Raw genomic sequence first — 25,863 nt, 5'->3', positions numbered from 1 at the left:
GTCGGGGTACGGCGAAGGGCCCGCCCCTCCGCTGCCGGAAGGACGGGCCCCTGCACGGTGGTTCAGCCCTCGGCGCCCTGACGGCGGCGCGAGGCGGCGATCAGCGCCGCACCGGCGGCCAGCGCGGCCGCGGCACCGCCGACCTGCCACGGCAGGTCCTCGCCGCCGCCGGTGTAGGCCAGGCGATCGGTGCTGTCGGTGGTCACCGGGGTGGTGCCCGTGGTGGCCGGTGCCGGAGTGGTGGTCACGTTCGCCGGGGTGACCGTGGCCGGCTTCTCCCGCTCGGCCTTCTCGGCCGCGGCCTTGTCCTCGGCGGCCTTCTTCTCCGCCGCCGCGTCCGTCTCCAGGGCCTTGGCGTGGCCGCTGTTGAGGAAGGCGGCGATGCCCGCGTAGTCGCCCTCCAGCGCGGCGAGGGCGGCCTTGCGGACGGCGGGGCCGCCGGTCTCGGCGATCTGGGAGACCCGGATCCGGTCCGCGCTCTCGGCCTTGGCGCGGCCGGTGTTGAGGAAGGCGGCGATGCCCGCGTAGTTGCCGTCGAGGGCGGCGAGGGCGGCCTTGCGGACGGCGGGGCCGCCGGTCTCGGCGATCTGGGAGACCTGGACCCGCTCGGCGCTCTCGGCCTTGGCGCGGCCGGTGTTGAGGAAGGCGGCGACCTTGGCGTAGCCGCTCCGCAGGGCCTCGTCCGCGGCCTTCCGCACCAGCGGCCCGGCGACCTCGGCGATCCGGGCCGCCTCCACCATGTCGTCGCCCTTGGCCTCCTCGTAGCCCGTCGCGAGGAAGGCCTGGACCGCCTTGCGGTCACCGCTCATGGCGGCGCCGGCGGCCGCCCTGACGGCCGGACCGCCGGTGCTCATGAGCTGGGTCAGCTTCAGCCGCTCGTCACTCTCGCGCACCGCGTGCTGCTTGACCGTCAGGAACGCGACCCGGTCCTCCGGGGTCCCGTCGAGGGCGGCCTGGGCGGCCTCCCGGATGCTCGGCCCCTCCTTCGGGTCCGCGAGCATGGCCTTGATCAGGTCCTTGTTCTGCTCGTCGGTCTGGCTGTCGGCGGCCGAGACGCCCGGGGTGGCGGGCGGGTTCGCCGTGGCCGAGGCGGTGGACGGGAACAGGATCGCCGGGGCGAGCGCGGCGGCCGTGAGGACAGCGGAGACGCGGGACAGCTTCATGTACGGGATTCCCCCACCGGTGCAAAGAACGTGCAGTGAACGCGAGTACGAATCATAGGTTGATGATCAAACCGGTTTTCGGCCGGTGCGCCCCGTCGCGACACCAGCCTTCCGGGGACGTCGGCACCCTTGGCCAAACGCCCCCGGGCCACGAGACTGGTGCACCGTCAGCAGAACCACGCGCGCCCCACAACTCCCGGGAGGCCCCACGTGATCCGCCACCTCCGCACCACCGCCGGAGTCCTGCTCGCCGGAGCCGCACTGGCGGCCTGCGGGAGTCAGCCGCCCCACCAGGGATCGGCTGCCGTGGTCGGCGGGGAGAAGATCAGCATCGCGGCCGTGGAGGCCCGGGTCGGTGAGGTCCGCCAGGGCGTCGCGGCCGAGACCGGCGGGCAGCAGGCCGAGCGGGCCGGGCTGGTCCGCCGGACGGTGGTCGACCTGGTGCTGGACCGGGTGGTCGCCCAGGCCCTGGCGGACCGTCGGCTCACCGTCACCGACGGGGAGATCGCCGAGGCCAAGGCGGGCCAGGCCAAGATGATGGGCGGCGAGGCCGAGCTGGCGCGCGAACTGCTGGTGCGGCAGAACGTCCCGGCCGACGCGGTGGACTCCTTCTACCGGCAGCAGCTGGGCATCCAGAAGCTGGCCGCCGGCAAGGACGCCCGCACCCCCGAGGGCGACGCCGCGATCCGCTCCGCGCTGACCGAGGCCGGGGCCAAGCTGAAGATCGAGGTCAACCCGCGCTACGGCCGTTGGGACGTCCAGCAGATCGGTCTGGTGACGGCCCCCGCGGACTGGATCAAGCAGCCCGCCGCCACCGCCTGACCGGGTAGGTTCGGAGTGTGGACACTCCGAAGCTGATCCTGCTCACCACCACTCACCGGGTCGCCCCCGGCCTGCTCTCCTGGCCCGCCTGGGAGGCGCTGCGCGGGGCGGCCCGGGTGCTGGCCGGAGACCCGGCCCACCCGCAGCTCCCGGCCGTCCGCCAGGCGGGCGTCACGGTGGAGCTGGTCGAGCGCTCCACCGCGCCCGCGCTGGCCCGGCTGCTGACCGGGGAGCGGGAGGGCGTGACGCTCTGGCTCGGCAGCCCGGACGGGGACCCGGGGCTCACCGACGCGCTGGCCCGGATCGCGGTCGAGCAGGCCGGGGAGGCGCCCGAGATCGAGCTGCTGCCCGGCTCCTACGACCTTCCCGGGGCCCGGCTGCTGGACCTGGTCGCGGTGATGGACCGGCTCCGCTCCCCGGGCGGCTGCCCCTGGGACGCCGAACAGACCCACGCCTCGCTGGTGAAGTACCTGGTCGAGGAGGCCTTCGAGCTGGTCGAGGCGATCGAGGAGGGCGACCGCACCACCCTGCGCGAGGAGCTGGGTGACGTCCTGCTCCAGGTGATGTTCCACTCCCGGATCGCCGAGGAGCACCCGGAGGACCCGTTCACCGTCGACGACGTGGCCGGGGACATCGTCGAGAAGCTGATGTACCGTCACCCGCACGTCTTCGGGGACGTCGAGGCCGACGGCGCGGCCGAGGTGGAGGCCAACTGGGAGCAGCTCAAGGCCGCCGAGAAGCAGCGCGACTCGATCCTAGACGGCGTCCCGGCCGGGCTGCCCGCGCTGGCGTACGCCGCCAAGCTGGTCTCCCGGGTCCGCCGGGCCGGCTTCACCGCCGTTCCGGACGCCCCGTACGAACTCCCCGCCGCGCTCGACCAGGAGAGCCTGGGCAGGGTGCTGCTGGCCCTCGCCCAGCGGGCCTACGACGAGGACCTGGACATCGACCAGGCGCTGCGCGCCACCACCCGCGCCTACCGGGACGAGGTCCGGGCGGCGGAGTGAGCGGAAGGGCTCAGGCGGCGACGGCGGGGGCGAGGACCTCGCCGATCGCCTCGCCGACCTGGGCCATCAGCTCGGCCAGCGGGCCGAGGGTGGCGGGGAGTTCGGCGATCGGGAGGATGCGCTCGGCGTCGGGGCCGCAGACGCAGAACAGGTCGATCGGGCCCAGGTGCTTGACCGCGGTGGAGACCAGGGCGGCCACGTCGGAGGGCTGCCGGACGTCGGCGCCCACCCCGACCACCGGGCAGCCCGGACGGTCCAGTTCGGTGGCCAGGTCCTCCGCCACGCCGGCCCGCTGATCGGCGATCAGCATCCCGGCCGCGCCGGCGGCGGCGAACCGCCGGGCCAGCCCGGCACCCGAACCGCCGTCCAGTACCGCGATGACCACCACTGCCCCGGTTACTCGCATGGGACTGCTCCTCCTTGAGCCGCGCCCGGCGGGACGCGCCGCACCGGCGTCCCTCCAAGTCCGTATCGGAGGATCGTAAGCACGCTCCGATCCTCCGCAAGAGCAATTACCCCCCAGGTGACCAGGCTCACTCGTACTTCGGCGGGTTACCGTTCACACCATGCCGGACAGCCCCGCCCCGACCCAGCCCGCCCTCTTCACCTGGGAGTTCGCCGCCGACCCGTACCCCGCGTACGCCTGGCTGCGCGAGCACGCCCCGGTGCACCGCACCACGCTGCCCAGCGGGGTGGACGCCTGGCTGGTCACCCGGTACGCGGACGCCCGGCAGGCGCTGGCCGACGCCCGGCTCTCCAAGAACCCGGCGCACCACAGCGAGCAGGCCCACCGCACCGGCCGGGTCGGCATCCCGGGGGAGCGGCAGGCCGACCTGATGACCCATCTGCTGAACATCGACCCGCCGGACCACACCCGGCTGCGCCGGCTGGTGTCCAAGGCCTTCACCCCGCGCCGGGTGGCCGAGTTCCAGCCCCGGGTGCAGGAGCTGACCGACCGCCTGGTCGACGGCTTCGCGGCCCGCGGCGAGGCCGACCTGATCCACGAGTTCGCCTTCCCGCTGCCCATCTACGCGATCTGCGACCTGCTCGGCGTGCCGCCGGAGGACCAGGACGACCTGCGGGACTGGGCCGGGGCGATGATCCGTCACCACGGCGGCCAACGCGGCGGAGTGGGGCGGGCGGTGAAGAAGATCCGCGCCTACCTGCTGGAGCTGATCCACCGCAAGCGGGCCGACCTCGGCGACGACCTGATCTCCGGCCTGATCCGGGCCAGCGACCACGGTGAGCACCTGACGGAGAACGAGGCCGCCGCGATGGCCTTCATCCTGCTGTTCGCCGGCTTCGAGACCACCATCAACCTGATCGGCAACGGCACCTACGCACTGCTGCGCAACCCGGAGCAGCGGGAGCTGCTGCAGGCGTCGCTGCGCCGGGGCGAGAGCGCGCTGCTGGAGACGGCGGTGGAGGAACTGCTGCGCTACGACGGCCCGGTGGAGCTGGCCACCTGGCGGTTCGCCACCAGCCCGCTGACCATCGGCGGGGTGGACATCCCGGTCGGCGACCCGGTGCTGGTGGTGCTGGCGGCGGCCGACCGCGACCCGGCCCGGTTCGCGGCGGAGAACACCCTCGACCTCGCGCGCAAGGACAATCCGCACCTGGGTTTCGGCCACGGCATCCACTACTGCATCGGCGCCCCGCTGGCCCGGATGGAGGGACAGCTCGCGCTCGCCGCCCTGCTGACCCGGCTGCCCGACCTGCAACTCGCCGCCGAGCCCGCTGACCTGCGCTGGCGCGGCGGTCTGATCATGCGCGGGCTGCGGGAGTTGCCGGTCCGCTTCACCCCGGAAGGCTGAACACCCGCTATCTGACGGCGTGTCGGTCATATCTGATCGACCGTGATCTGAATACACATCAATCCGGCCACAGGGGTACGGTTTGTGGACGACCCACCGCGCAGCGTGATTTCGGTGTGATGTGTTCGACATGAGCTTGTGATCGATCAGCTGATCTGCTTACCCTCCCTGCAGTCCGCAGCTGCGGACCCCGCGCGCGGAACGCCGAATCCTGCCCGCCGCGCTACCGGGACACCGACCAGACCCTTGGGCAGGGGCGGGGGACCCACACGTACGTCGCCGTCCCCCCACGGCTTGGGGTGAAGCCGCCTCACGGCGGCCGGGCCACCTCCCGGTCCGAACCCGACAGCTCACCTCGCAGGCGTGCGGAGAGGGACTTCTTCATGCTGTTTTCTGGTTCGGGCCGTCACCGTCGTCGTACCCAGGCCGAGAAGGCGATCGCCGTCGCGGGCGTCGCGGGCGTCGGCCTCGCCCTTCCGCTGATGGCCGCCACCGGCGCCCAGGCCGCGCCCGTCTCGACCTGGGACAAGGTCGCCCAGTGCGAGAGCGGCGGCAACTGGTCGATCAACACCGGCAACGGCTTCTACGGCGGCCTGCAGTTCACCTCCAGCACCTGGGCCGGCTTCGGCGGCAAGGCCTACGCGCCGCAGGCCAACCAGGCCACCAAGGGCCAGCAGATCGCGGTCGCCGAGAAGGTGCTCGCCTCCCAGGGCCCCGGCGCCTGGCCGGTCTGCTCCGTGAAGGCGGGTCTGACCAAGGGCGGCGCCGCCGCCCAGGTCGACACCAACTCCGAGGCCAAGGCCTCCCGTTCGGAGACCCGCACGACTGCGCCGAAGGCGGAGACCCCGAAGGCCGCCCCCAAGACGGAGACCAAGAAGGCCGCGCCCAAGGCCGCCGAGACCACCAAGCCGGCGCCCAAGGTCGAGACCCCGAAGGCCGCCGCGCCGACGGTGAACGCCCCGAAGCACGCCGCGCCGAAGGCCCCGGCCACCGGCAACTACACCGTCAAGTCCGGTGACACCCTGTCCGGCATCGCCGCCGCCAAGGGCCAGGACTGGCACCAGGTCTACCAGGCCAACAAGTCGGTCGTGGGTGGCAACCCCGACCTGATCTACCCCGGCCAGGTCCTCCAGCTGGGCTGATCCGACGCACCGTCATCACGGAGGGGCCGCACCGTTCGACGGTGCGGCCCCTCCGTGCCCGTCCCGGGTGAACTACCGGTGGGTAGGAAGGCCACGAGGTGAGACGGGACCAAGGTCAGCGTGGTCCCGGGGCCCGGTGCGGTTAGGCTCTGGTCGTAACGACTACACATCCCGCTTCCGCAAGGAGATGCCTCGTGCCGTCCATCGATGTCGTCGTAGCCCGCGAGATCCTCGACTCCCGTGGCAACCCCACGGTCGAGGTCGAGGTCGGTCTGGACGACGGCAGCACCGGCCGTGCCGCCGTCCCGTCGGGTGCCTCCACCGGCGCCTTCGAGGCGCTTGAGCTCCGCGACGGTGACAAGAACCGCTACTTCGGCAAGGGCGTCGAGAAGGCCGTCCTGGCCGTCATCGAGCAGATCGGCCCGGAGCTCGTCGGCTACGACGCCACCGAGCAGCGCCTGATCGACCAGGCCATGCTCGACCTGGACGCCACCCCGGACAAGTCCTCGCTCGGCGCCAACGCCATCCTGGGCGTCTCGCTCGCCGTGGCGCACGCCGCCTCCGAGGCCAGCGACCTGCCGCTGTTCCGCTACCTGGGCGGCCCGAACGCGCACGTCCTGCCCGTCCCGATGATGAACATCCTGAACGGTGGGTCGCACGCCGACTCCAACGTCGACATCCAGGAGTTCATGATCGCCCCGATCGGCGCGGAGTCCTTCTCCGAGGCCGTCCGCTGGGGCGTCGAGGTCTACCACACGCTCAAGGGCGTCCTGAAGGAGCGCGGCCTCTCCACCGGCCTGGGCGACGAGGGCGGCTTCGCGCCGAACCTGGACTCCAACCGCGAGGCCCTGGACCTCATCACCGAGGCCATCAAGAAGGCCGGCTACACCCCGGGCAAGGACGTCGCGCTGGCGCTCGACGTGGCCGCCTCCGAGTTCTACAAGGACGGCGCCTACCAGTTCGAGGGCAAGGCGATCTCCTCCGCCGAGCTCATCGACTACTACGCCGAGCTGGTCGCCGCGTACCCGCTGGTCTCCATCGAGGACCCGCTGGACGAGTCCGACTGGGACGGCTGGAAGGCCATGACCGACAAGCTGGGCGACAAGGTCCAGCTGGTCGGTGACGACCTGTTCGTCACCAACCCGGCCCGCCTGGCCCGCGGCATCGAGACCGGCACCGCCAACGCGCTGCTGGTGAAGGTCAACCAGATCGGTTCGCTGACCGAGACCCTGGACGCCGTCGAGCTGGCCCAGCGCAACGGCTACCGCTGCATGATGTCGCACCGCTCCGGCGAGACCGAGGACGTCACCATCGCCGACCTGGCCGTCGCCACCAACTGCGGCCAGATCAAGACCGGTGCCCCGGCCCGCTCCGAGCGCGTCGCCAAGTACAACCAGCTGCTGCGCATCGAGGAGATCCTCGACGACGCCGCCGAGTACGCGGGCCGCGGGGCCTTCCCCCGGTTCAAGGCCGAGGCCTGAGCGACCCGGGGCTGACACTCAGCCAGCTGTGACCGGTGCCCCGGCTCCCACCCCGTAGGGTGGTGGGCCGGGGCACCGGCGTGTGGATGGAGGGGTACCGGCGATGTGGAAGATTCCGGGCTTGGCGGCGCGACCGCGCTTCACCAGCCGCGCCACCGTGCTGGTGCTGGTCCTCTGCTCGCTGGTGGCGATCCTCGCCTACCCCACCCGGCAGTACATCGCGCAGCGCTCGGAGATCAACGCCCAGCGGGCCAAGGCCGAGCACGCCAGGGCCCAGGTGGAGAAGCTCAGCCGGGAGAAGGCGCGCTGGCAGGACCCGGAGTTCGTGAAGGCCCAGGCCCGCCAACGGCTGCACTACGCGATGCCCGGTGAGACCCCGTTCATCTCGGTGGACCCGGCCCCGCCGGCCACCAAGTCCTCCTCGGCCGACGGTGCGTCAGCTCCACAGGCCAAGGCCGCCCAGCCCTGGTACGCCAGCGTCTGGGACTCGGTCGACCAGGCCGACACCACCCCCGTCCCGCGCTAGGCGCAGCAGCACACCCCCAGAGGCAGTAGCAATCCCATGACTGACACCCCCTCGACCGACACCCCCCTGGTCGACGACCAGGACGTCGCCGCCATCGCGGCCCAGCTCGGCCGGGTGCCGCGCGGCCTGCGCGGCGTGGCCCACCGCTGCCCGTGCGGCAACCCGGACGTGGTGGAGACCGCGCCCCGGCTGCCCGACGGCACGCCGTTCCCGACCCTCTACTACCTGACCTGCCCCAAGGCCGCCTCGCTGATCGGCACCCTGGAGGCGGACGGCGTGATGAAGGAGCAGACCGCCCGGCTGGCCGAGGACCCGGAGCTGGCGGCGGCCTACCAGAAGGCGCACGAGGACTACATCGCGCGCCGGGACGCCATCGAGGTGCTGGAGGGCTTCCCGAGCGCCGGCGGCATGCCGGACCGGGTGAAGTGCCTGCACGTGCTGGTCGGCCACTCGCTGGCCGCCGGGGAGGGCGTCAACCCGCTCGGCGACGAGGCGATCGCGATGCTGGAGGACTGGTGGGCCAAGGGCCCCTGCGTCTCCCCGGCCGAGGTCGAGGAGGCCGGTGCCCGGGTGCTGAAGAACCGCGCCAAGGACCAGGACCACGCGGCCGTGATCGCCGCCAAGGAGCAGCTGACCGCCGAGCGCGCCGCCAAGAAGGCCGCCGCCGAGGCCGAGCAGGGGGAGTCCGAGTGAGCGTGACCAGGGTGGGGGCCATCGACTGCGGCACCAACTCGATCCGGCTGCTGGTGGCCGACCTGGACCCGGAGACCGGGGAGATCACCGACCTGGACCGCCGGATGGTGATCAACCGGCTGGGCCAGGGCGTGGACCGCACCGGCCGCCTGGCCCCCGAGGCGCTGGAGCGCACCTTCGCCGCCTGCCGCGAGTACGCCGCGGTGCTGGCCGAGCACGGGGTCGGCCCGGACCGGCTGCGGTTCGTGGCCACCAGCGCCTCCCGGGACGCCGAGAACAGCGCCGAGTACGTGGCCGGGGTCAAGGAGATCCTGGGCGTGGAGCCGACCGTGGTGAGCGGCGAGGAGGAGGCCCGGCTCTCCTTCACCGGCGCCACCAAGGAGCTGACCGGTGGTCAGTTCCCCTCCCCCTACCTGGTCTTCGACCTCGGCGGCGGCTCCACCGAGTTCGTGCTCGGCGGGGAGTCCGTGGAGGCGGCCCGGTCGGTGGACATCGGCTGCGTCCGGCTGACCGAGCGGCACTTCGAGGGCGGCGCCGGCGTGCCGACCGAGGAGCAGACCGCCCGGGCCAGGGCCGACGTGGAGGCCGCGCTGGACCGGGCCGCCGAGGTGGTCCCGCTGACCACCGCGGCCACCCTGGTCGGCCTGGCGGGCACCGTCACCACCGTGGCGGGCATCGCGCTGGAGCTGCCGGAGTACGACTCGGCCCGGATCCACCACGCCCGGCTGACGGTCGGGCAGGTCCGCGAGACCGCCCACCGGCTGCTGGCCATGGACCACGCCGAGCGGGCCGCGATCCCGGTCATGCACCCGGGCCGGGTGGACGTGATCGGCGCCGGGGCGCTGGTGCTGCTGGAGATCATGGAGCGCACCGGGGCCGCCGAGCTGGTGGTCAGCGAGCACGACATCCTGGACGGCGTCGCCTGGAGCCTGGTCTCCTGACGCCCCGTCGGGAGCCCTCCCGACGCCCCTGCGAGCGGCCCCGGAGTGCCTGGATGGCACCCGGGGCCGCCCGCTGCACCGGGTGTCGCAAGAACCTTCGTGAATTTCTTCACATGGCGAACCAGCCTTTCGTCGCACTCGGCGGTCCGGTCTGTCCGATATGCGGGACCGAAGGCCTCTGGTGGGCCGCGCTCGATGGTTCGAAGGTGGGCATCGGGCTGGGTAGTGGAATCGAAACAACGGGCCGGGAACCGGGACCGGATCGGGATCGTTGCTGCTCAGCGACGGGGTTTCGCACCGGTACCGTTCGAGCGGACCGGGAACGGTGACGGGCCGGGGTGGAGTGCCCCCCGAGGGCCCGGAGTGTGGCCGCGCAGTGTAGCAGACGGTGTCCAGAGGCTTGTGACGGGCCTCACGAAGGTGCCCCCGAACGGGGGTGGATACTTTCGGATATGAGCACCACGGAGCGTCCTCGCATCCTGATCGTCGGCGGTGGTTACGTCGGCCTGTATGCCGCGATGCGCATTCTCAAGAAGATGCGCTACGGCGAAGCGACCGTCACGGTCGTCGACCCGCGGTCGTACATGACGTACCTGCCCTTCCTTCCCGAGGCGGCCGGCGGCAACGTCGCGCCTCGCAACCTCGTCGCGCCGCTGCGCAGCGCCCTCAAGAAGGCGGAGGTGCTCACCGGTGCGGTCACCGGTGTGGACCACGCCCGCAAGGTCGCCACCATCCAGCCCGCAGCGGGCGACTCCTACGAGCTGTCCTTCGACTACCTGGTCGTCGCCACCGGCTCGGTCTCCCGCACCTTCCCGATCCCCGGTCTGGCCGAGCACGGCATCGGCATGAAGACCGTGGAGGAGGCCATCAGCCTCCGCAACCACGTGATGGCGCAGCTGGACCGCGCCGAGTCCACCACGGACGAGGCGATCCGCCGCAAGGCCCTCACCTTCGTGGTCATCGGCGGCGGCTTCGCCGGCATCGAGACCATCGCGGAGATCGAGGACATGGCGCGCGACGCCGCCAAGATCTACCGCACCGTCAGCCGCGACGACATGCGCTTCATCGTCGTCGAGGCGGCCAACCGCATCCTCCCCGAGATGGGCCCGGACCTCGGTCTGTGGACCAAGGAGAAGCTCGAGGAGCGCAACATCGAGGTCTACATCGAGACCTCGATGGACTCCTGCGTCGACCAGCACGTGGTGCTGAAGAACGGCATGGAGATGGACGCCTCGACCATCGTGTGGACCGCGGGCGTCAAGCCGAACCCGGTGCTGTCGCAGTTCGGCCTCCCGCTCGGCCCGCGCGGCCACGTGGACGCCGCGCCGACCCTCCAGGTCACCGGCTTCGACTACGTCTGGGCCGCCGGTGACAACGCCCAGGTGCCGGACCTCGCCGCCGGCGAGGGCGCCTGGTGCCCGCCGAACGCGCAGCACGCCGTCCGTCAGGCCGCCGTCCTCGGCGACAACGTCATCTCGGGCATGCGCGGCTTCCCGCAGGCCGAGTACAAGCACAAGAACCTCGGTGCGGTGGCCGGCCTCGGCCTGCACAAGGGCGTGGCCATCCTCTTCGGCAAGGTCAAGCTCAAGGGCCGGCTGGCCTGGTGGTTCCACCGCGGCTACCACGGCGCGATGGTCCCGACCATGAACCGCAAGATCCGGGTCTTCACCGACTGGACGCTGGCGATGTTCCTCAAGCGCGAGACCGTCGGCCTGGCGCAGATGGAGAAGCCGTTCGAGGCGTTCCAGGAGGCCACCGGCCCCGCGCCGAAGGCGGCCGTCCCGGCCCCCGCCGAGCCGGCGAAGGAGCTGGCCAGCAAGTGAGCGACTGGCCCCGGGCGTTGACCGCACCCGGGGTATGAGTCGGAGGCTCTCCGCCCGGCAGTGTCGCCGGACCACGACCTCCGTGGTGCTCAGCCGGTTCCACGACCGGGCGGAGTACAGCAGTTGAGACCGACGAAGGCCCCCACCGGGAGATCCGGTGGGGGCCTTCCTCGTGTCCCTGAGAGGCCGTCAGTCGGTCTTGATGCTGGTCAGGATGTCCAGCTTGGACGCCCGGCGGGCGGGCCACAGGGCGGCCACCAGGCCGACCAGACCGGCCATCAGCAGGAAGAGCAGCAGCTGGCCGTAGGGCAGCTCGGTGACCAGACCCGGGATGCTGGAGTCCAGGGTGGAGTTGACCGCCCAGGCCAGGAAGGAGCCGAGCAGCACACCGGTGACGGCGCCGAACAGCGAGATCACCACCGACTCCAGCTTGACCATCCGCTTGATGCCCCGCCGGTCCAGGCCGATCGCCCGCAGCATTCCGATCTCCCGCTTCCGCTCGAACACCGACATCGCCAGCGTGTTCACCACGCCGAGGACGGCGACCAGCACCGACATGGCCAGCAGGCCGTACATCATGTTGAGCGCGAAGGAGATGATCTGGTTGAACTCCTCCTTCATCTGCTCCAGGGTCTTGACCTCGATCACCGGGTTGTTGCCGGTGGCCTCCTTGACCGACGTGGCGAGCGCGGTGGTGGCGCCGTCGGTGCCCTTCACCAGGATGTCCCGGATGTCGGCGTCCTTGGCGTGCGGGGCCATCACCGAGTCGGCGACCACGAAGGGGGAGAGCATGTCGAGCGACTGGTAGACGCCGCCGACCGTCAGGGTCCCGCTCTTGCCGTCCATGAAGTCCGCCTTGACGGTCGAACCGACCGTCAGGCCGCGCTTCTTGGCGGTCTCGGCCTCGACCAGCACCTGACCCTTCGCCAGGGCGTCCGCCGAGCCGGCGTCCATGGTGAGGTCGAGCAGCTTGGGCAGCGTCGCCGGGTTCACGCCGGAGACCGCGGAGTCCTTGCCCTCCAGGTCCCAGTACGCGTTGGTCAGGGCGCTGGAGGCGGTCACGCCGGGCGCCTTGGCGACCTTCTCGGCCAGCTCGGGGGAGAGGCTCATCCGGTTGGCGCTGGAGACCTTGTAGTCGGCCACCACGCCCTTGGAGACGATCCGGTCGACCGCTCCGCCGACCGAGGCGCCCATCACCGTCATGGCGGTCACCAGGGTCAGGCCGATGGTGAGCGCGGCGGCGGTGGTGGCGGTGCGGCGCGGGTTGCGCACCGCGTTGCGGCGGGCCAGCTTGCCGGGGGTGCCGGCCACGGCGGCCAGCAGCGGGCCGGTCAGCGCGATCACCGGGCGGGAGAGCAGCGGCAGCAGGACGAAGATGCCGATCATCGCGACCGGGGCGCCGCCCATGATGACGTAGCGACCGGTCTCGCCGCCCTTGGCGGCACCGCCGAGGATCATCGCGAAGCCGGCCGCGGCGAGCAGCGAGCCGATCACGTTGCGGACGATCAGGCTCTTCTGGGTGGCCGGGGCGTCGCCGCTGGCCATCGCGGCGACCGGGGCGATCCGGGAGGCCCGGACGGCCGGCAGCAGGGCGGAGACCACGGTGACCACGACGCCGGTCACCAGCGCGGTGATCACGGTGGCCGGGGCGATCACCAGCGGGCCGGTGGGCATGCCCTCGGCCAGCTTCGCCATCCCGGCCTGCATCGCGGCGCCGATCCCGATGCCGGTGACCAGACCGGCCACCGAGGCGGTCAGACCGATCAGCAGCGCCTCGGCCAGCACCGAGCGGGTGATCTGGCCGCGGGCCGCGCCGATGGCGCGCAGCAGGGCCAGCTCCTTGGTGCGCTGGGCGATCAGCATGGTGAAGGTGTTGGCGATGATGAAGATGCCGACGAAGAGCGAGATGCCCGCGAAGGCCAGCAGCATCGTCTTCATGCCGCTGGTGCCCTGCTCGACCATCTTGGTCTGATCGGCCGTCAGCTGGTCACCGGTCTTCGCGGTGATCGAGCCTTCCTTAGGCAGCTTGGAGATCACCGCGTCCTGCAGCGCGGTCTGCGAGGTGCCGGGCTTGCCCTGGACGTCGATGGCCGAGAAGCGGCCGGGCGAGAGCAGGAACTGCTGCGCGGTGGCGGTGTCGAAGAGCGTGAGGGTGGCGCCCGAGGTGATCTGCGGGTCGTCGGTGGTGAAGATCCCGGTCAGCTTCACGTCCTGGGCCGGGCCGTTGCCCGCCACCCGGACGGTGTCGCCGACCTTGTACCCGGCCTTGTCGGCGCTGGCGCGGTCCAGCGCCACCTCGCCGGCCTTCTTCGGGCCCTGGCCCTCGACCATCGGGTAGCGCGGGTCCTTGCCGTCGGCGGCCGGGGACCAGTTGGCGCCGTAGGCGTTGTACGCCTGGCCGATCAGGTCGCCCTTCTTGTTCGCCACGGCGGTGAAGCCGGCCGCCACGCCGCGGACCTGGGCGACGCCCGGGAGGGCGGCCAGCTGGTCGACGGTGGCCTTGGTGAGCTCGGCGCCGTCGCCGGTCTTCTCCGAGGCGCGGGCGTAGGCGGAGGCCGAGCTGTCGGTGACCTGGACCGAGATGTCGGAGTAGCTCTTGGAGTAGCTGTTGGTCATGGCCTTGCCGAGCGTGTCGGAGAAGACCATGGTGCCGGCCACGAAGGCGGTGCCGAGCATGACGGCGAGGACCGTCATGAGCAGCCGGCCCTTGTGGGCCGCCACGTTGCGCAGTGCGGTGCGGAACATCGGATGTCGTCCTGGGGGAGTCGGAGCGGGGGGCGGTCGGTGACGGGCCGTCAGGCCGTCAGCTCGTCCGGCCCTTGGCGTCGAAGCGGCGCATCCGGTCCAGCACGGTGTCCGCGGTCGGCTCGGTCAGCTCGTCCACGATCCGGCCGTCGGCCAGGAAGACCACCCGGTCCGCGTAGGAGGCGGCGACCGGGTCGTGGGTGACCATCACGACCGTCTGGCCGAGCTCGCGCACCGAGTTGCGCAGGAAGGAGAGGATCTCGGCGCCGGAGCGGGAGTCGAGGTTCCCGGTCGGCTCGTCGGCGAAGACGATGTCCGGCCTGCTGGCCAGCGCGCGGGCGCAGGCCACGCGCTGCTGCTGGCCGCCGGAGAGCTGCGAGGGGCGGTGCGAGAGGCGGCCGGAGAGGCCGACCGTCTCCACCACCCGGTCCAGCCAGGCCTGGTCGACCTTGCGGCCGGCGATGTCCATCGGCAGCGTGATGTTCTCCAGCGCGGTCAGCGTCGGCAGCAAGTTGAAGGCCTGGAAGATGAAGCCGATCTTGTCCCGGCGGAGCTTGGTGAGCTGCTTGTCCTTGAGGCCGACCAGCTCGGTGTCCCCGATGGTGGAGGAGCCGGAGCTCACCGTGTCCAGGCCCGCCATGCAGTGCATGAGGGTGGACTTGCCGGAGCCCGAGGGCCCCATGATGGCGGTGAACTGGCCCTGCGGGAACACGACGCTGACGTTGTCCAGCGCGACCACCCTGGTCTCGCCCTCGCCGTAGACCTTGTTGAGGCCGGTGGCGCGGGCGGCCGCCTGGCCGGTGTGTGCGGCGTACGCGGGCTTGGTGATCACGGGGGAACTCCTTGCGGACGTGAGGTGGTCGTGGACGGCCGGACGCGGGGCCCGACCGCTACACCATCCTCCGCCGGACGATCATGTAATCCGTCGCCCGCCGGAACGGTTGGACCCACCGCCGCTGGGCGTAGGCGGGGCCGGGCTTCTCCTCCTGCGGTATGACACCGACCCCGACGCCGAGGAGGTGGCCGGATCGCGCCGGGGCATGGCCGATTTCCAGACGATTCGTCAGATGTCAAGGAAACATGACAAATTGCCTGCCTGAGAGTGTGCGAAAGGGTGCTCTGGGCGACTAGTCTCAGGGGTACCCCGTACGAGGGGCGGAGAGGTCCCGCCCGGGTGGTGGAACGCAGACACGGGCAGCTTAAAACTGCTTGGCCGTAGGCCGTGCCGGTTCGAGTCCGGCCCCGGGCACCAAGACTCCGCGCGCCGCCGGTGCGCGTGTGCGAGATCATCCTCGCGGTTGAGGCTCATTCCTTTGCCAAGGCATTACCCTGGAGCGGTGCGGGTGGCACCACGCCGCCCCGGAGGGAATGACATGAGAAGCAGCAACCCGGTCTTCTCGCGGGAGGGGTCCTTCACCCGCGACGCCGGATACGCGGGGTTCAACACCGCCCAGCAGCCCCAGGCCGGGGCGCCGCAGGCCGGGAGCCCGTACGGCAACAACCCCTACGGCAACAACCCCTACGCCCAGCCGCAGCCCGGTCAGCTGACCGACGAGCAGCTGGTGCAGATGTACCAGGCCCCGTCCGCGGGCCCGCTGCAGACCGGCCGGATGACCATGGACGACGTGGTCGCCCGCACCGCGATCACGCTGCTGACCCTGGTCGCGGCCGGCGCGGTGGCCTGGTTCCTGCTGCCCGCCACCTCCTTCGGCCCGGCCATCGGCGCCGCGATCGCCGCCTTCGTGGTCGGCATGGTGATCAGCTTCAAGCGGAGCGTCAGCCCCGCCCTGATCGTCACCTACGCGGCCCTGGAGGGCTTCTTCCTCGGCGCGGTCAGCCACGCCTTCGAGACCATGTTCTCGGGCATCGTGGTGCAGGCCGTGCTCGGCACCGCGGCCGTCTTCGCGGCGATGCTGATCGCCTACAAGTCCGGCCGGATCCGGGTCACCCCGCGCTACACCCGGATCGGCATCGCGATCGCCATGGGCTTCGTGCTGCTCATGCTGGTCAACGTGGTGGCCTCGCTGTTCGGCGCCGACATGGGCCTGCGCTCGGGCCCGCTCGGCATCGTGGTCGGCATCCTCGGCATCGGCATCGGCGCCTTCTTCCTCTCCCTGGACTTCGCCGAGATCGAGGCGGGCATCCAGGGCGGCGCCCCGGAGAAGGAGGCCTGGCGGGCCGCCTTCGGGCTCACCCTGTCGCTGGTCTGGATCTACCTGGAGATGCTGCGCCTGATCGCCATCCTCCGCGGCGACGACTGATCTCGCGTCAGCCCGCCTGAGGCCCGCCCCGGTTGCACCGGGGCGGGCCTCCGCCGTTCCCGGCAGCGCATAGGCTCACCGCATGGCAGACGCACAGACCTTCCTGGCCGCCGTGGACCGGCTGGCCGACCGCTTCCGTTCGATGCCGCAGAGCAGGCTGCTGGCCCCGGTGCCCGGGTACCCGAGCCGGGCGGCGGCCGTGCTGGCCCTGGCGGCGGACTCGGCCGGGCGGGCGCTGGAGCTGGCGGGCGAGCCGCCGAGGGAGTTCCCGGACGCCGGGGCCTTCGCGGTGGGCGACCAACTGGCCGTCGCCGGGCGGGAACTGGCCGCGGTGGCCGGCCCCGAGGTGCTGGCCCAGGCGCTGGACGCGGTGCGGGCGGCGGACGAGCTCACCGCCTGACCCCCGGGAGCCCGGGCACGCGAACGGCCGGTCGAGTCGGTAACCCCGATGACTCGACCGGCCGTTGGCCTGCTGAGGGCGGATCAGATGCTGGCGACCACCCGGTCGGCCAGCACGTAGACGGCCTCCTCGTCGGTGGAGAAGGTCAGCGAGTAGGAGCCGGAGAACCGCGAGCCGCCGAGCAGCCGGACGTCCTCGCCGGCCCGGACGGCGTCGATCAGGCGGTAGGCGGCCTCGCGGTCGCCGGGGGCGACGCAGAGCGTGGTGCCGTCGGCGAAGGCGTAGACGTCCAGGGTGCCGAGCGGACCGGGGCGGACGTCGGTGAGCGCGACGCCCTCGTCGGCCAGGGTGGCGAGGCGGGTGTCGGTCCACTCGCGGGACGGGGTCGGGCTGGGCACGAAGTCCGGGTGCGAGGGGTGGCGGCGCGGGTCGGGGGCGGCCACCGGCTCGGCGTCCACGGCCGGTTCGGCGTCCAGCAGGCCGGCCTCCAGGCCGGTGGCGAGCAGATCGGCCTCGCGGCGGGCCCGGATCTCCCCGGCGCTCTCGGCGGGGTGGCCGCCGCCCGAGGGGTGGGCGCCCGCCGGGCGCGGGGCGGCGGCGCCGCCGTCCTCGCCGATCAGGTCCTCGAGCGCGCTGCGCAGCGCCTCGCCGAACTCCGGGTCCATGGTGCCCGCCTGGTCGGCGGCGTCGAGCGGGCCGGTCGGGCGCGGGAAGAAGAGCGGCCACTCCTCCTGGGCACTGGTGAACGGGGAGTCGAAGATCGGGGCGTCCTCCGCGGCCCGGGCCTCCTGCTCGGCCCAGAACGCGCGGGCCTCGGCGATCTCCCGCTCGCGGTCGGCGGCCAGCGCCTCGTGCACGGCCCGGCGTATCACCGTCTCGTCAACCACGGCCGGGGCGGCGGCACTTGCGGCGGCGGTCGCGGCGGCGGTGGCGGCCGCCTGCTCGGCGAGACGGCGGGAGAGGCGGCGGCCCTGGACCAGCAGCGCGGCGGAGAGGGCGATCAGGACCAGCAGCAGGGTGGTGTACACGACGCTCACGGAACGTACTCCTAGGGAGGAGCGGAACGGGGTTACGTCTCCACAGTGCCGCATGGGCGACTGATGCTGCAGTGGCAGATGCCCGATTTGTCCGTGACTTTCGTCCTTGTCCTCAAATTGTTAGGTAGTCCCGCTCTACGCTGCGGAGTTGGGCGATTCCGGGGCGTCGACAAAACGGCCTCCGGAGGGTGCGACGAGGGCCGGATCGCTGAATGGATGTGATCCGGCCCTCAGTTACGCACTGTCACTCCGAACGGGTGGCCGGAGCCGGCCCGTCGGTCAGCTCAGGCGCTCGATGACCATCGCCATGCCCTGGCCGCCGCCGACGCACATGGTCTCCAGGCCGAACTGCTTGTCGTGCCACTGCAGGGAGTTGATCAGGGTGCTGGTGAGGCGGGCGCCGGTCATGCCGAAGGGGTGGCCGACGGCGATCGCGCCGCCGTTGACGTTCAGCTTCTCCAGCGGGATGCCCAGGTCCCGGTAGGAGGGGATGACCTGGGCCGCGAAGGCCTCGTTGATCTCGACCAGGTCGATGTCGTCGATGGTCAGCCCGGCCCGCTTGAGCGCCTGGCGGCTGGCCTCGACCGGGCCGTAGCCCATGATCTCGGGGGAGAGGCCGCTGACGCCGGTGGAGACCACGCGGGCGAGCGGGGTGAGGCCGAGCTCGCGGGCCTTGGTGTCGGACATGACCACCAGGGCGGCGGCGCCGTCGTTCAGCGGGCAGCAGTTGCCGGCCGTGACGGTGCCGTCCGGGCGGAAGACCGGCTTGAGGCCGGAGACGGCCTCCAGGGTGACCCCGGCGCGCGGGCCGTCGTCGGCGGAGACCACGGTGCCGTCGGGCAGGGTGACGGGAGTGATGTCGCGCGCCCAGAAGCCGGACTTGATGGCGGCCTCGGCCAGGTTCTGCGAGCGGACGCCGAACTCGTCCTGCTCGGCGCGGGTGATCCCCTTGAGCGCGGCCAGGTTCTCGGCGGTCTGGCCCATCGCGATGTAGGCGTCCGGCAGCAGGCCGTCCTCGCGCGGGTCGTGCCACTCGCCGCCGCCGTTCGCGGCCCGGTCGGCGGTGCGCGCCACCGCGTCGGCGAACAGCGGGTTCTGGGTGCCCGGCATGCCGTCCGAGGTGCCGTTCACGCTGCGCGAGACGGTCTCCACGCCGGCCGAGACGAAGATGTCGCCCTCGCCCGCCTTGATGGCGTGCAGCGCCATCCGGGTGGTCTGCAGCGAGGAGGCGCAGTACCGGGTGATGGTGGTGCCGGGCAGGTAGTCCATGCCCATCTGGACCGCGACGATCCGGCCCAGGTTGTGGCCCTGCTCGCCGCCGGGCAGGCCGCAGCCGAGCATCAGGTCGTCGATCTGGCGCGGGTCCAGCCCGGGCACCTTGGCCAGCGCGGCGCCGATGATCTGCGCGGTCAGGTCGTCCGGGCGGATGTCCTTGAGCGAGCCCTTGAAGGCCCGGCCGATCGGCGAACGGGCGGCGCTGACGATGACGGCTTCGGGCATGGTGGGCTCCTCGCTGGGTGTCCGGGTCGACGGGCGTCCGGGTGCGCCGCGCGGGGGCGGCGGCGGACGGTCCGGGAGAAAGTTACCGCTTGGTAGCCCTGTCGTCACCCGTCCCCGCGTGTGAGTTGGCCGACGCCGGTTCGGGGGTCGAGTCGGCCGCGTCCGGCAGGCCGAACCGCAGCCGCAGCTTGACCTGCGCCCACCGCCGGCCGAAGTCCCCGATCCGCTCGTCGGCCGTCACCTCGGTGCCCGAACGGCCCGCTGCGGCCGCCGCCGCGACGGCCATCGGCAGCACCTGCTCGGCCCCCGGCGCGGCCGGCTCCCGCTCGTCCGGCCAGAGGTCCAGGGCGGCGCAGAGCGAGGGCAGCAGGGCCATCGCGGCGGTCGCGTAGCCCTGCGCGGAGGGGTGGTAGCGGTCGGCGGCGAACATCTCCGGACGGGCCGCGAACTCCGGGCCCAGCAGCGAGCCCAGTGAGACCGTCCGGCCGCCCTGCTCCACCACCGCGATGGTCTGGGCGGCGGCCAGCTCGCGGCTCAGCCGCCGGGCCACCCAGCGCAGCGGAGGGCGCACCGGCTTGATGGTGCCCAGGTCCGGGCAGGTGCCGACCACCACCTGGCAGCCGGCCTCGCGCAGCGCCCGGACCGCCTCGCCGAGCTGACGGACCGCCAGGGCGGGCGGGGTGCGCTTGGTCACGTCGTTGGCGCCGACGATGATCACGGCCAGCTCGGGGCGGTGCGGCAGCACCTGGACCACCTGCTCGGCCAGGTCGGCGGACCGGCCGCCGGAGCGGGCCACGTTGGCGAGCCGCACCCGGCGCTCGGCCACCGAGGCCAGACCGGCCGCCAGCAGCGCGCCCGGGGTCTCGTGCCCCCGCCGCACGCCCAGCCCGGCGGCCGTCGAGTCGCCCAGGAAGCCCAGCACCAGCGGCTCCTGCTCGCCCGCCGGATCGGCGAAGGCGGCCCCGTACACCCCGTCCGCCCGCGGCGGGTCGCCCTCCAGCAGCCCGACCGCGCGGACGGCCAGCCGGCTCTCGGTGACCAGCAGCCCGACGAAGCCCACCCCGAGCAGCCCCAGCCCGCCGCCGCCGTACGCGGCCGCGGTGGCGATCCGCCGGGCCGCCCGGGCCCGTGACTCCCGCGTCAACCCCGCACCCCCTCCATCCACCGGGCCCCTCGTCGGGGCGGCACCTTCTGTCCCCTTCTGGGTACCCAACGACGGAGCGCCCTACCGGGCACCCTCGGCCATCCGGGGAGAGAACGTCAGGTGCCGCGCCGCCCGTCGCCGGAACGGCCCGCGGTGCCGCCCCCGCCGAGCCGGACGCGGTTCCCTTTCGTCCCGCAAGTGCCCGTCCACCCCTTGAGACGCCCTAGGCTTTGAGGTACTCACAGACGTCGCATTGCCCCAGACCGGGAGGACCCCCGTGCGGTACCACAATTCGATCATCGACCTGGTCGGCGGCACGCCGCTGGTGAAGCTCAACAAGGTCACCGACGGGATCAGCGCCACGGTGCTGGCGAAGGTCGAGTACTTCAACCCCGGCGGCTCGGTGAAGGACCGGATCGCGATGCGCATGATCGAGGCCGCCGAGGCCTCGGGCGCCCTCAAGCCGGGCGGCACCATCGTCGAGCCCACCTCCGGCAACACCGGGGTCGGCCTGGCGATCGTGGCCCAGCAGAAGGGCTACAAGTGCATCTTCGTCTGCCCCGACAAGGTCTCCACCGACAAGATCAACACCCTTCGGGCGTACGGTGCCGAGGTGGTGGTCTGCCCGACCGCCGTCGCGCCCGAGCACCCGGACTCCTACTACAACGTCTCCGACCGCCTGGTCCGCGAGACCCCGAACGCCTGGAAGCCGGACCAGTACTCCAACCCGGACAACCCGGCCTCGCACTACCACTCGACCGGCCCCGAGCTCTGGGAGCAGACCGAGGGGAAGATCACCCACTTCGTCGCCGGCGTCGGCACCGGCGGCACCATCTCCGGCACCGGCCGCTACCTCAAGGACGCCTCGAAGGGCGCCGTCAAGGTGATCGGCGCCGACCCGGAGGGCTCGGTCTACTCCGGCGGCACCGGCCGCCCGTACCTGGTCGAGGGCGTCGGCGAGGACTTCTGGCCGACCGCCTACGACCGCGAGGTGGCGGACGAGATCGTCGCCGTCTCCGACAAGGACTCGTTCCAGATGACCCGCCGCCTGGCCAAGGAGGAGGGCCTGCTGGTCGGCGGCTCCTGCGGGATGGCCGTGGTGGCCGCGCTGGAGGTCGCCAAGCGGCTCGGCCCGGACGACGTGGTCGTGGTGCTGCTGCCGGACGGCGGCCGCGGCTACCTGTCGAAGATCTTCAACGACGACTGGATGGCCGACTACGGCTTCCTGCCCTCGGAGACCGACGAGGCGCACATCGTCGAGGTGCTGGCCCGCAAGGACGCGCTGGAGCACGAGGGCGTCCCGCAGTTCGTCCACATGCACCCCAACGAGACGGTGGCCGAGGCGATCCGGGTGCTGCGCGACTTCGGCGTCTCGCAGATGCCGGTGGTCTCGCCGGGCGCGGGGCACCCCGACATCATGGCCGGCGAGGTGATCGGCTCGGTGGTGGAGCGGGAGCTGCTGGAGGGGCTGTTCACCCAGAAGGTCGCGCTCACCGACACCCTGGACAGCGTGATGTCCAAGCCGCTGCCGGTGGTCGGCTCGGGCGAGACCGTCACCAGCCTGATGACCGTGCTGGAGAAGGCCGACGCCGCCGTGGTGCTGGTCGAGGGCAAGCCGCAGGGCATCGTGACCAGCCAGGACCTGCTGGCCTTCCTGGCCAACCGGGCCGGTCACTGACCCGCCGTCAGCCGCCTTGCCGGGGACGGCGGCTGACGGAACCCTCCCGGCACGAAGTGGTACACCGGCGTCACCTGCGCGCATCACGCGGTTAACACGGGTCGTGCACTGTAGTGGTCAACGGCGAGACGCCGAAGCAGGTGACAGCGGAAGCGGGAGCGGCTCCCCGCACCGGGGTCACCACGGACACGTCGGTCGGCCCTGACCCGGCCCACCGTGTCCTGCCCGTGGGGGTTGCCGTCGTCCCGCCCCTGTGCCGGCCCAGGCCGGCCCAGGGTGTGGTGGCCCCCGCGGCACCTACCGCGCCGCGAGGCGCGCTCCGCGGTTCCCGGGTGGGGGAACCAGGGCGGAGACGGCGAGGCCGGCCCCCTTCCGAGGGGGCCGGCCTCACCCGTTTCCCCGGCGGCGGGTGCTCGCCTAGGCTCGCCCCCATGACCAGCACTGACCTGCCCGAGCAGGACGCCCCCCGTTACGTACGGCTCAGCATCGAGATCGTCGCCGAGATCACCGACGAGCAGGCCCTGAAGGCCGCCGCCCTGGCCCAGGTGGAGGCCGACGAGTACCTGGACGACGAGGAGCGCGGCCAGTCGGTGGAGGCCATCGAGCTGGACCCGTCCGGCTCGCTCGCGCACTTCATCGACCCGGTGGCGCTGCTCGGCGGCGTCCCCGGCACCGAGCTGACCTCGGCCACCTGGGAGTCGGCCCGGATCGACTACGACCCGGACGAGGAGACCTGGACCGAGTACGCGGACCAGTAGGCAGCACCGCGAATCCCCCGCCCGGAGCCCCGGGTGGGGGATTTGTCCGTTCTGGCGGCATCTTCAGTACTCTCGTACGATCTCAACCGTTTGGTGATGGAACCGCTTCCGCCCGGATCGCGTTGATTTGGTACGTAACGCCCGTAGGTGAAGAGCAGGGAGAACCGCCGTGACGCAGACCGAGAAGCCGCACTGGACCAGGCGCGGCGTACTGGCCGGGATGCTCGGTGCCCCCGTCTTCCTGCTGGCGGCCTGCAACGACGACAAGCCCTCCGGCGGCAGCGGCGGGGGCGCCGGGGCGGGCGGCAGCGGCTCGCCGAGGACCTCGGTCGCGAAGATCACCGTCTCCCCGGCGGACGGCGTCACCGACGCCCCGTTCACCGAGCCGGTCAAGGTCACCGTCGTGGACGGGAGGCTCACCTCGGTGAAGCTCACCGCCGAGGACGGCAAGGAGATAGCCGGCCAGCTCGCCGCCGACGGCGCGAGCTGGACCTCCACCGCGCCGCTGTCCAGCGGCGCCAAGTACGCCGTGGCGGCCGTCGCCCAGGACAAGGACAAGCTGGAGGCGGACGCCAACGCGAAGTTCGCCACCGCCTCCCCGGCCAACACCTTCGTCGGCTACTTCACCCCGGAGAACGGCGCCGTCGTCGGGGTCGGCATGCCGGTCTCGATCAACTTCAACAAGGCGGTCACCAACCGCAAGGCCGTCCAGCAGGCGATCACGGTGACGGCCGAGCCGGGCGTCGAGGTCGTCGGGCACTGGTACTCCAGCACCCGGCTCGACTTCCGCCCCGAGCAGTACTGGGCCAAGGGCACCAAGGTCACCCTGAAGCTGCGGCTCAAGGACGTGGAGGGCGCCAAGGGCGTCTACGGCACCCAGTCCAAGGACGTGGCCTTCACCATCGGCCGCAGCCAGGTCAGCGTCGCGGACCTGGGCAAGGACACCCTCACGGTGACCACCGACGGCCAGGTGACCGCCACCTACCCGGTGATCGGCGGCTCCCCGGAGCACCGGACCTGGGCCGGGAAGATGGTCATCTCCGAGCAGTACACCCAGACCAAGATGGACTCGCAGACCGTCGGCCTGGGCGACGAGTACAACATCCCGGACGTCCCGCACGCCCAGCGGCTGACCACCTCCGGCACCTTCATCCACGGCAACTACTGGTCCCCCGCGTCACAGTTCGGCAACGCCAACACCAGCCACGGCTGCATCGCCCTGCGGGACGTCAAGGGCGCCGGTGATCCCGGGACGAACGGCGCCAAGTTCTACGCGAGTTCGATGGTTGGGGACGTGGTCGAGGTGATCAACTCGGGTGACCGGACCGTGAGTCCGTCGAACGGTCTGAACGGCTGGAACATGGACTGGTCCGCGTGGAAGGCCGGCAGCGCGGTCTGACCCGGTCGTGGGCTCGTCATAAGAACCGGATAAGTTACCGGGTGCGTCCTGCTTCGGCCACAAGTGCCGAAAACAGGGTGACCCGGCGGGTGAAAGCTGCTTGCCTGGGGTCGTCACCAAGAGTCGAGCACTGCAGCCCGGTGAGCAGTCCGGGTGCCTTTCACGGGGGAGAAGTCCCATCAACACCACCCTGCGCCGGACGGCCCGCGTCGCCGCCACCGCCACCGCCTGTTCCGTCGTGCTGGCCGGCGGCCTGGTCGCCTGCGGCACCGTCAAGCAGCTGTCCGCCGCCGACAAGGTCTCGGACGCCTTCGGCAAGGTCTACGAGGGCAAGAGCTTCAAGGCCGAGCTCGGCTTCGACGCCACGCCCGAGCAGATCCTCGCCTTCGACAAGGCCGTCTCCAAGGACAAGAGCGAGCAGCTCGACCAGAAGACGGCCGAGCTGATGTCCGGCATCAAGCTCTCGGTCGCGATCGCCGCCGACAAGCCGCTGAAGGACGTGGCGGGCCTCAAGGAGGGCCAGGCCGCCGACCTCAACTCCATCCCGGACGACCTCGGGTTCGACGCCGCCTACGCCCTCACCGGCAAGGACGGCGCCGCGCTGGCCGACATCCGCTACATCGACGGCACCCTCTACGCGAAGGCCGACGTCGACGGCATCGCCAAGATCGCCGGCGAGGACACCAAGGAGCTGAAGGAGGGCGCCGCCCTCTTCCCGAAGGTCTTCCAGGACGCCATCGGCGGCAAGTGGGTCTCGATCGACACCAAGACCCTCAAGGGCCTGGCGGAGGAGGCCGGCAAGGCGGCGGGCAGCAAGGGCAGCCCCTCGGCCGCCCCGTCGGTGGACCCGAAGGTCGCCTCCGGCCTGGTCAACACCGTCAAGGACGTCATCTCCCGCAACGTCACCTTCGAGGACAAGGGCAAGCACGAGGGCGCCGACCACATCTACGTGGCCGCCCCCGCCAAGGCCTTCGCGGACGACCTGCTGAAGAGCATCAAGCCGCTGGCGAAGGACCTGCCGGGCTTCGACGAGCTGCCCGCCACCGTCCCGTCCGACTTCCCGGACAAGAAGGTCGGCGTCGACGTCTTCATCAAGGACGGCGCCCTCTCGGCGGTCTCCTTCGACCTGGCCCAGTTCGAGAAGGACGCCCCGGCCGACCTCCACATGCCGATCAAGGTGACCTTCGCCAAGGACGCCGAGGCCCCCAAGGCCCCGACCGGCGCCACCGCGATCACCAAGAAGGACCTCGAGGACACCATGGGCGCCGTCATGGGCGCCGCGATGGCCGGCAAGGGCGGCGTCCCCGTCCCGGGCGGCGCCGACATCCCGGGCGTCAAGCCCGGTGCCGGTGCGGTCACGCTGACCGACGCGCAGATCAAGGAGCTCGTCGCGCTCGGCGCGCCCGAGGCCGAGATCAAGGTGCTGGCCCAGGCGGGCATGACCTTCGAGCAGCTCAAGGCGCTGGCCGCGGCCGGCGGCTGACGGTAGACCGGAACGCACCCGGGCCCCGTCGCTCCCCCCGGAAGGGGGG

Annotated in this window: 22 protein-coding genes, 1 tRNA gene and 1 riboswitch; of the genes, 16 read left to right on the top strand and 7 right to left on the bottom strand. The window is 71.8% G+C overall.

Going from position 1 to position 25,863, the window contains the following annotated elements; all coding sequences use genetic code 11:
* Window positions 1-62: 62 nt before the first annotated feature.
* Window positions 63-1,163, bottom strand: a complete 1,101-nt coding sequence (locus ACWEPF_RS33425; RefSeq protein WP_452175535.1) for an ALF repeat-containing protein — start codon at window positions 1,161-1,163, stop codon at window positions 63-65.
* A gap of 210 nt (window positions 1,164-1,373) precedes the next feature.
* Here ACWEPF_RS33425 and ACWEPF_RS33420 point away from each other — a divergent pair, with 210 nt between their 5' ends.
* Together ACWEPF_RS33420 and ACWEPF_RS33415 are read left to right on the top strand one after the other, a co-directional pair.
* Window positions 1,374-1,985, top strand: a complete 612-nt coding sequence (locus ACWEPF_RS33420) for a SurA N-terminal domain-containing protein (RefSeq protein ID WP_345281967.1) — start codon at window positions 1,374-1,376, stop codon at window positions 1,983-1,985.
* A 17-nt stretch (window positions 1,986-2,002) separates the two neighbouring features.
* On the top strand, window positions 2,003-2,989 hold the full coding sequence (locus ACWEPF_RS33415; protein WP_452175534.1) for a MazG family protein: 987 nt from the start codon (window positions 2,003-2,005) through the stop codon (window positions 2,987-2,989).
* A 10-nt stretch (window positions 2,990-2,999) separates the two neighbouring features.
* On the opposite strand, the gene ACWEPF_RS33410 is transcribed toward ACWEPF_RS33415, so the two are convergent.
* Entirely contained in the window at window positions 3,000-3,395 is a 396-nt protein-coding gene (locus ACWEPF_RS33410; protein ID WP_345281969.1) for an SDR family NAD(P)-dependent oxidoreductase, read from the bottom strand.
* A gap of 160 nt (window positions 3,396-3,555) precedes the next feature.
* Here ACWEPF_RS33410 and ACWEPF_RS33405 point away from each other — a divergent pair, with 160 nt between their 5' ends.
* The 7 genes from ACWEPF_RS33405 to ACWEPF_RS33375 all read left to right on the top strand — a co-directional run bounded on the left by ACWEPF_RS33405 (window position 3,556) and on the right by ACWEPF_RS33375 (window position 11,409).
* Window positions 3,556-4,803: a cytochrome P450 family protein gene (locus ACWEPF_RS33405; RefSeq protein WP_452175533.1), complete on the top strand. Its 1,248-nt coding sequence runs from the start codon at window positions 3,556-3,558 to the stop codon at window positions 4,801-4,803.
* Window positions 4,804-5,028: 225 nt separating this feature from the next.
* A riboswitch (cyclic di-AMP (ydaO/yuaA leader) is annotated at window positions 5,029-5,181 on the top strand.
* 5 nt (window positions 5,182-5,186) lie between these two features.
* Window positions 5,187-5,945 (top strand): transglycosylase family protein, encoded by a 759-nt coding sequence (locus ACWEPF_RS33400; protein WP_452175532.1) that lies wholly within the window; start codon window positions 5,187-5,189, stop codon window positions 5,943-5,945.
* Window positions 5,946-6,139: 194 nt separating this feature from the next.
* On the top strand, window positions 6,140-7,426 hold the full coding sequence (gene eno / locus ACWEPF_RS33395) for a phosphopyruvate hydratase (RefSeq protein ID WP_345281974.1): 1,287 nt from the start codon (window positions 6,140-6,142) through the stop codon (window positions 7,424-7,426).
* A gap of 121 nt (window positions 7,427-7,547) precedes the next feature.
* Window positions 7,548-7,952: an FtsB family cell division protein gene (locus ACWEPF_RS33390; protein ID WP_345281976.1), complete on the top strand. Its 405-nt coding sequence runs from the start codon at window positions 7,548-7,550 to the stop codon at window positions 7,950-7,952.
* Between the two features lie 36 nt (window positions 7,953-7,988).
* On the top strand, window positions 7,989-8,645 hold the full coding sequence (locus ACWEPF_RS33385; protein ID WP_452175531.1) for a DUF501 domain-containing protein: 657 nt from the start codon (window positions 7,989-7,991) through the stop codon (window positions 8,643-8,645).
* Between the two features lie 2 nt (window positions 8,646-8,647).
* A complete protein-coding gene (locus ACWEPF_RS33380) occupies window positions 8,648-9,586 on the top strand; it encodes a Ppx/GppA phosphatase family protein (protein WP_449796296.1) in 939 nt (312 codons plus the stop codon).
* Between the two features lie 452 nt (window positions 9,587-10,038).
* A complete protein-coding gene (locus tag ACWEPF_RS33375) occupies window positions 10,039-11,409 on the top strand; it encodes an NAD(P)/FAD-dependent oxidoreductase (RefSeq protein WP_345281980.1) in 1,371 nt (456 codons plus the stop codon).
* A 189-nt stretch (window positions 11,410-11,598) separates the two neighbouring features.
* On the opposite strand, the gene ACWEPF_RS33370 is transcribed toward ACWEPF_RS33375, so the two are convergent.
* Together ACWEPF_RS33370 and ACWEPF_RS33365 are read right to left on the bottom strand one after the other, a co-directional pair.
* A complete protein-coding gene (locus ACWEPF_RS33370) occupies window positions 11,599-14,154 on the bottom strand; it encodes an ABC transporter permease (protein WP_452175530.1) in 2,556 nt (851 codons plus the stop codon).
* Window positions 14,155-14,212: 58 nt separating this feature from the next.
* The gene (locus ACWEPF_RS33365; protein WP_452175543.1) at window positions 14,213-14,983 is read right to left on the bottom strand and encodes an ABC transporter ATP-binding protein; all 771 of its coding nucleotides are present in this window, start codon (window positions 14,981-14,983) and stop codon (window positions 14,213-14,215) included.
* A gap of 339 nt (window positions 14,984-15,322) precedes the next feature.
* Between ACWEPF_RS33365 and ACWEPF_RS33360 the strand changes: the two genes are divergently transcribed.
* From ACWEPF_RS33360 to ACWEPF_RS33350, 3 genes are all read left to right on the top strand, one after another.
* Window positions 15,323-15,406: transfer RNA gene (locus ACWEPF_RS33360), tRNA-Leu, on the top strand.
* 121 nt (window positions 15,407-15,527) lie between these two features.
* Window positions 15,528-16,415, top strand: a complete 888-nt coding sequence (locus ACWEPF_RS33355; RefSeq protein WP_345281984.1) for a Bax inhibitor-1/YccA family protein — start codon at window positions 15,528-15,530, stop codon at window positions 16,413-16,415.
* An 82-nt stretch (window positions 16,416-16,497) separates the two neighbouring features.
* Window positions 16,498-16,815 carry a hypothetical protein gene (locus tag ACWEPF_RS33350; protein ID WP_345281986.1) on the top strand — a complete coding sequence of 106 codons (318 nt, stop codon included), beginning with the start codon at window positions 16,498-16,500 and terminating at the stop codon, window positions 16,813-16,815.
* 83 nt (window positions 16,816-16,898) lie between these two features.
* Here the strand turns inward: ACWEPF_RS33350 and ACWEPF_RS33345 are convergent, their stop codons facing one another.
* From ACWEPF_RS33345 to ACWEPF_RS33335, 3 genes are all read right to left on the bottom strand, one after another.
* Window positions 16,899-17,852, bottom strand: a complete 954-nt coding sequence (locus tag ACWEPF_RS33345) for a hypothetical protein (RefSeq protein ID WP_452175529.1) — start codon at window positions 17,850-17,852, stop codon at window positions 16,899-16,901.
* Between the two features lie 279 nt (window positions 17,853-18,131).
* Complete coding sequence (locus tag ACWEPF_RS33340; protein WP_345281990.1) at window positions 18,132-19,352, bottom strand: acetyl-CoA C-acetyltransferase; 1,221 nt, start codon at window positions 19,350-19,352, stop codon at window positions 18,132-18,134.
* A gap of 82 nt (window positions 19,353-19,434) precedes the next feature.
* Complete coding sequence (locus ACWEPF_RS33335) at window positions 19,435-20,496, bottom strand: SGNH/GDSL hydrolase family protein (RefSeq protein ID WP_345281992.1); 1,062 nt, start codon at window positions 20,494-20,496, stop codon at window positions 19,435-19,437.
* A gap of 277 nt (window positions 20,497-20,773) precedes the next feature.
* On the opposite strand from ACWEPF_RS33335, the gene ACWEPF_RS33330 reads away from it, so the two are divergent.
* The 4 genes from ACWEPF_RS33330 to ACWEPF_RS33315 all read left to right on the top strand — a co-directional run bounded on the left by ACWEPF_RS33330 (window position 20,774) and on the right by ACWEPF_RS33315 (window position 25,814).
* Entirely contained in the window at window positions 20,774-22,174 is a 1,401-nt protein-coding gene (locus ACWEPF_RS33330) for a cystathionine beta-synthase (protein ID WP_345281994.1), read from the top strand.
* 431 nt (window positions 22,175-22,605) lie between these two features.
* Window positions 22,606-22,932 (top strand): hypothetical protein, encoded by a 327-nt coding sequence (locus ACWEPF_RS33325; protein ID WP_345281996.1) that lies wholly within the window; start codon window positions 22,606-22,608, stop codon window positions 22,930-22,932.
* Window positions 22,933-23,152: 220 nt separating this feature from the next.
* A complete protein-coding gene (locus ACWEPF_RS33320) occupies window positions 23,153-24,331 on the top strand; it encodes a L,D-transpeptidase (protein ID WP_452175542.1) in 1,179 nt (392 codons plus the stop codon).
* Between the two features lie 238 nt (window positions 24,332-24,569).
* A complete protein-coding gene (locus ACWEPF_RS33315) occupies window positions 24,570-25,814 on the top strand; it encodes a hypothetical protein (RefSeq protein WP_452175528.1) in 1,245 nt (414 codons plus the stop codon).
* Window positions 25,815-25,863: the final 49 nt, after the last annotated feature.

Source organism: Kitasatospora sp. NPDC004289 (assembly GCF_053602875.1).
The sequence above is the reverse complement of the archived record's forward strand: the minus strand, read 5'-3'. Positions and strand labels throughout refer to the sequence as shown.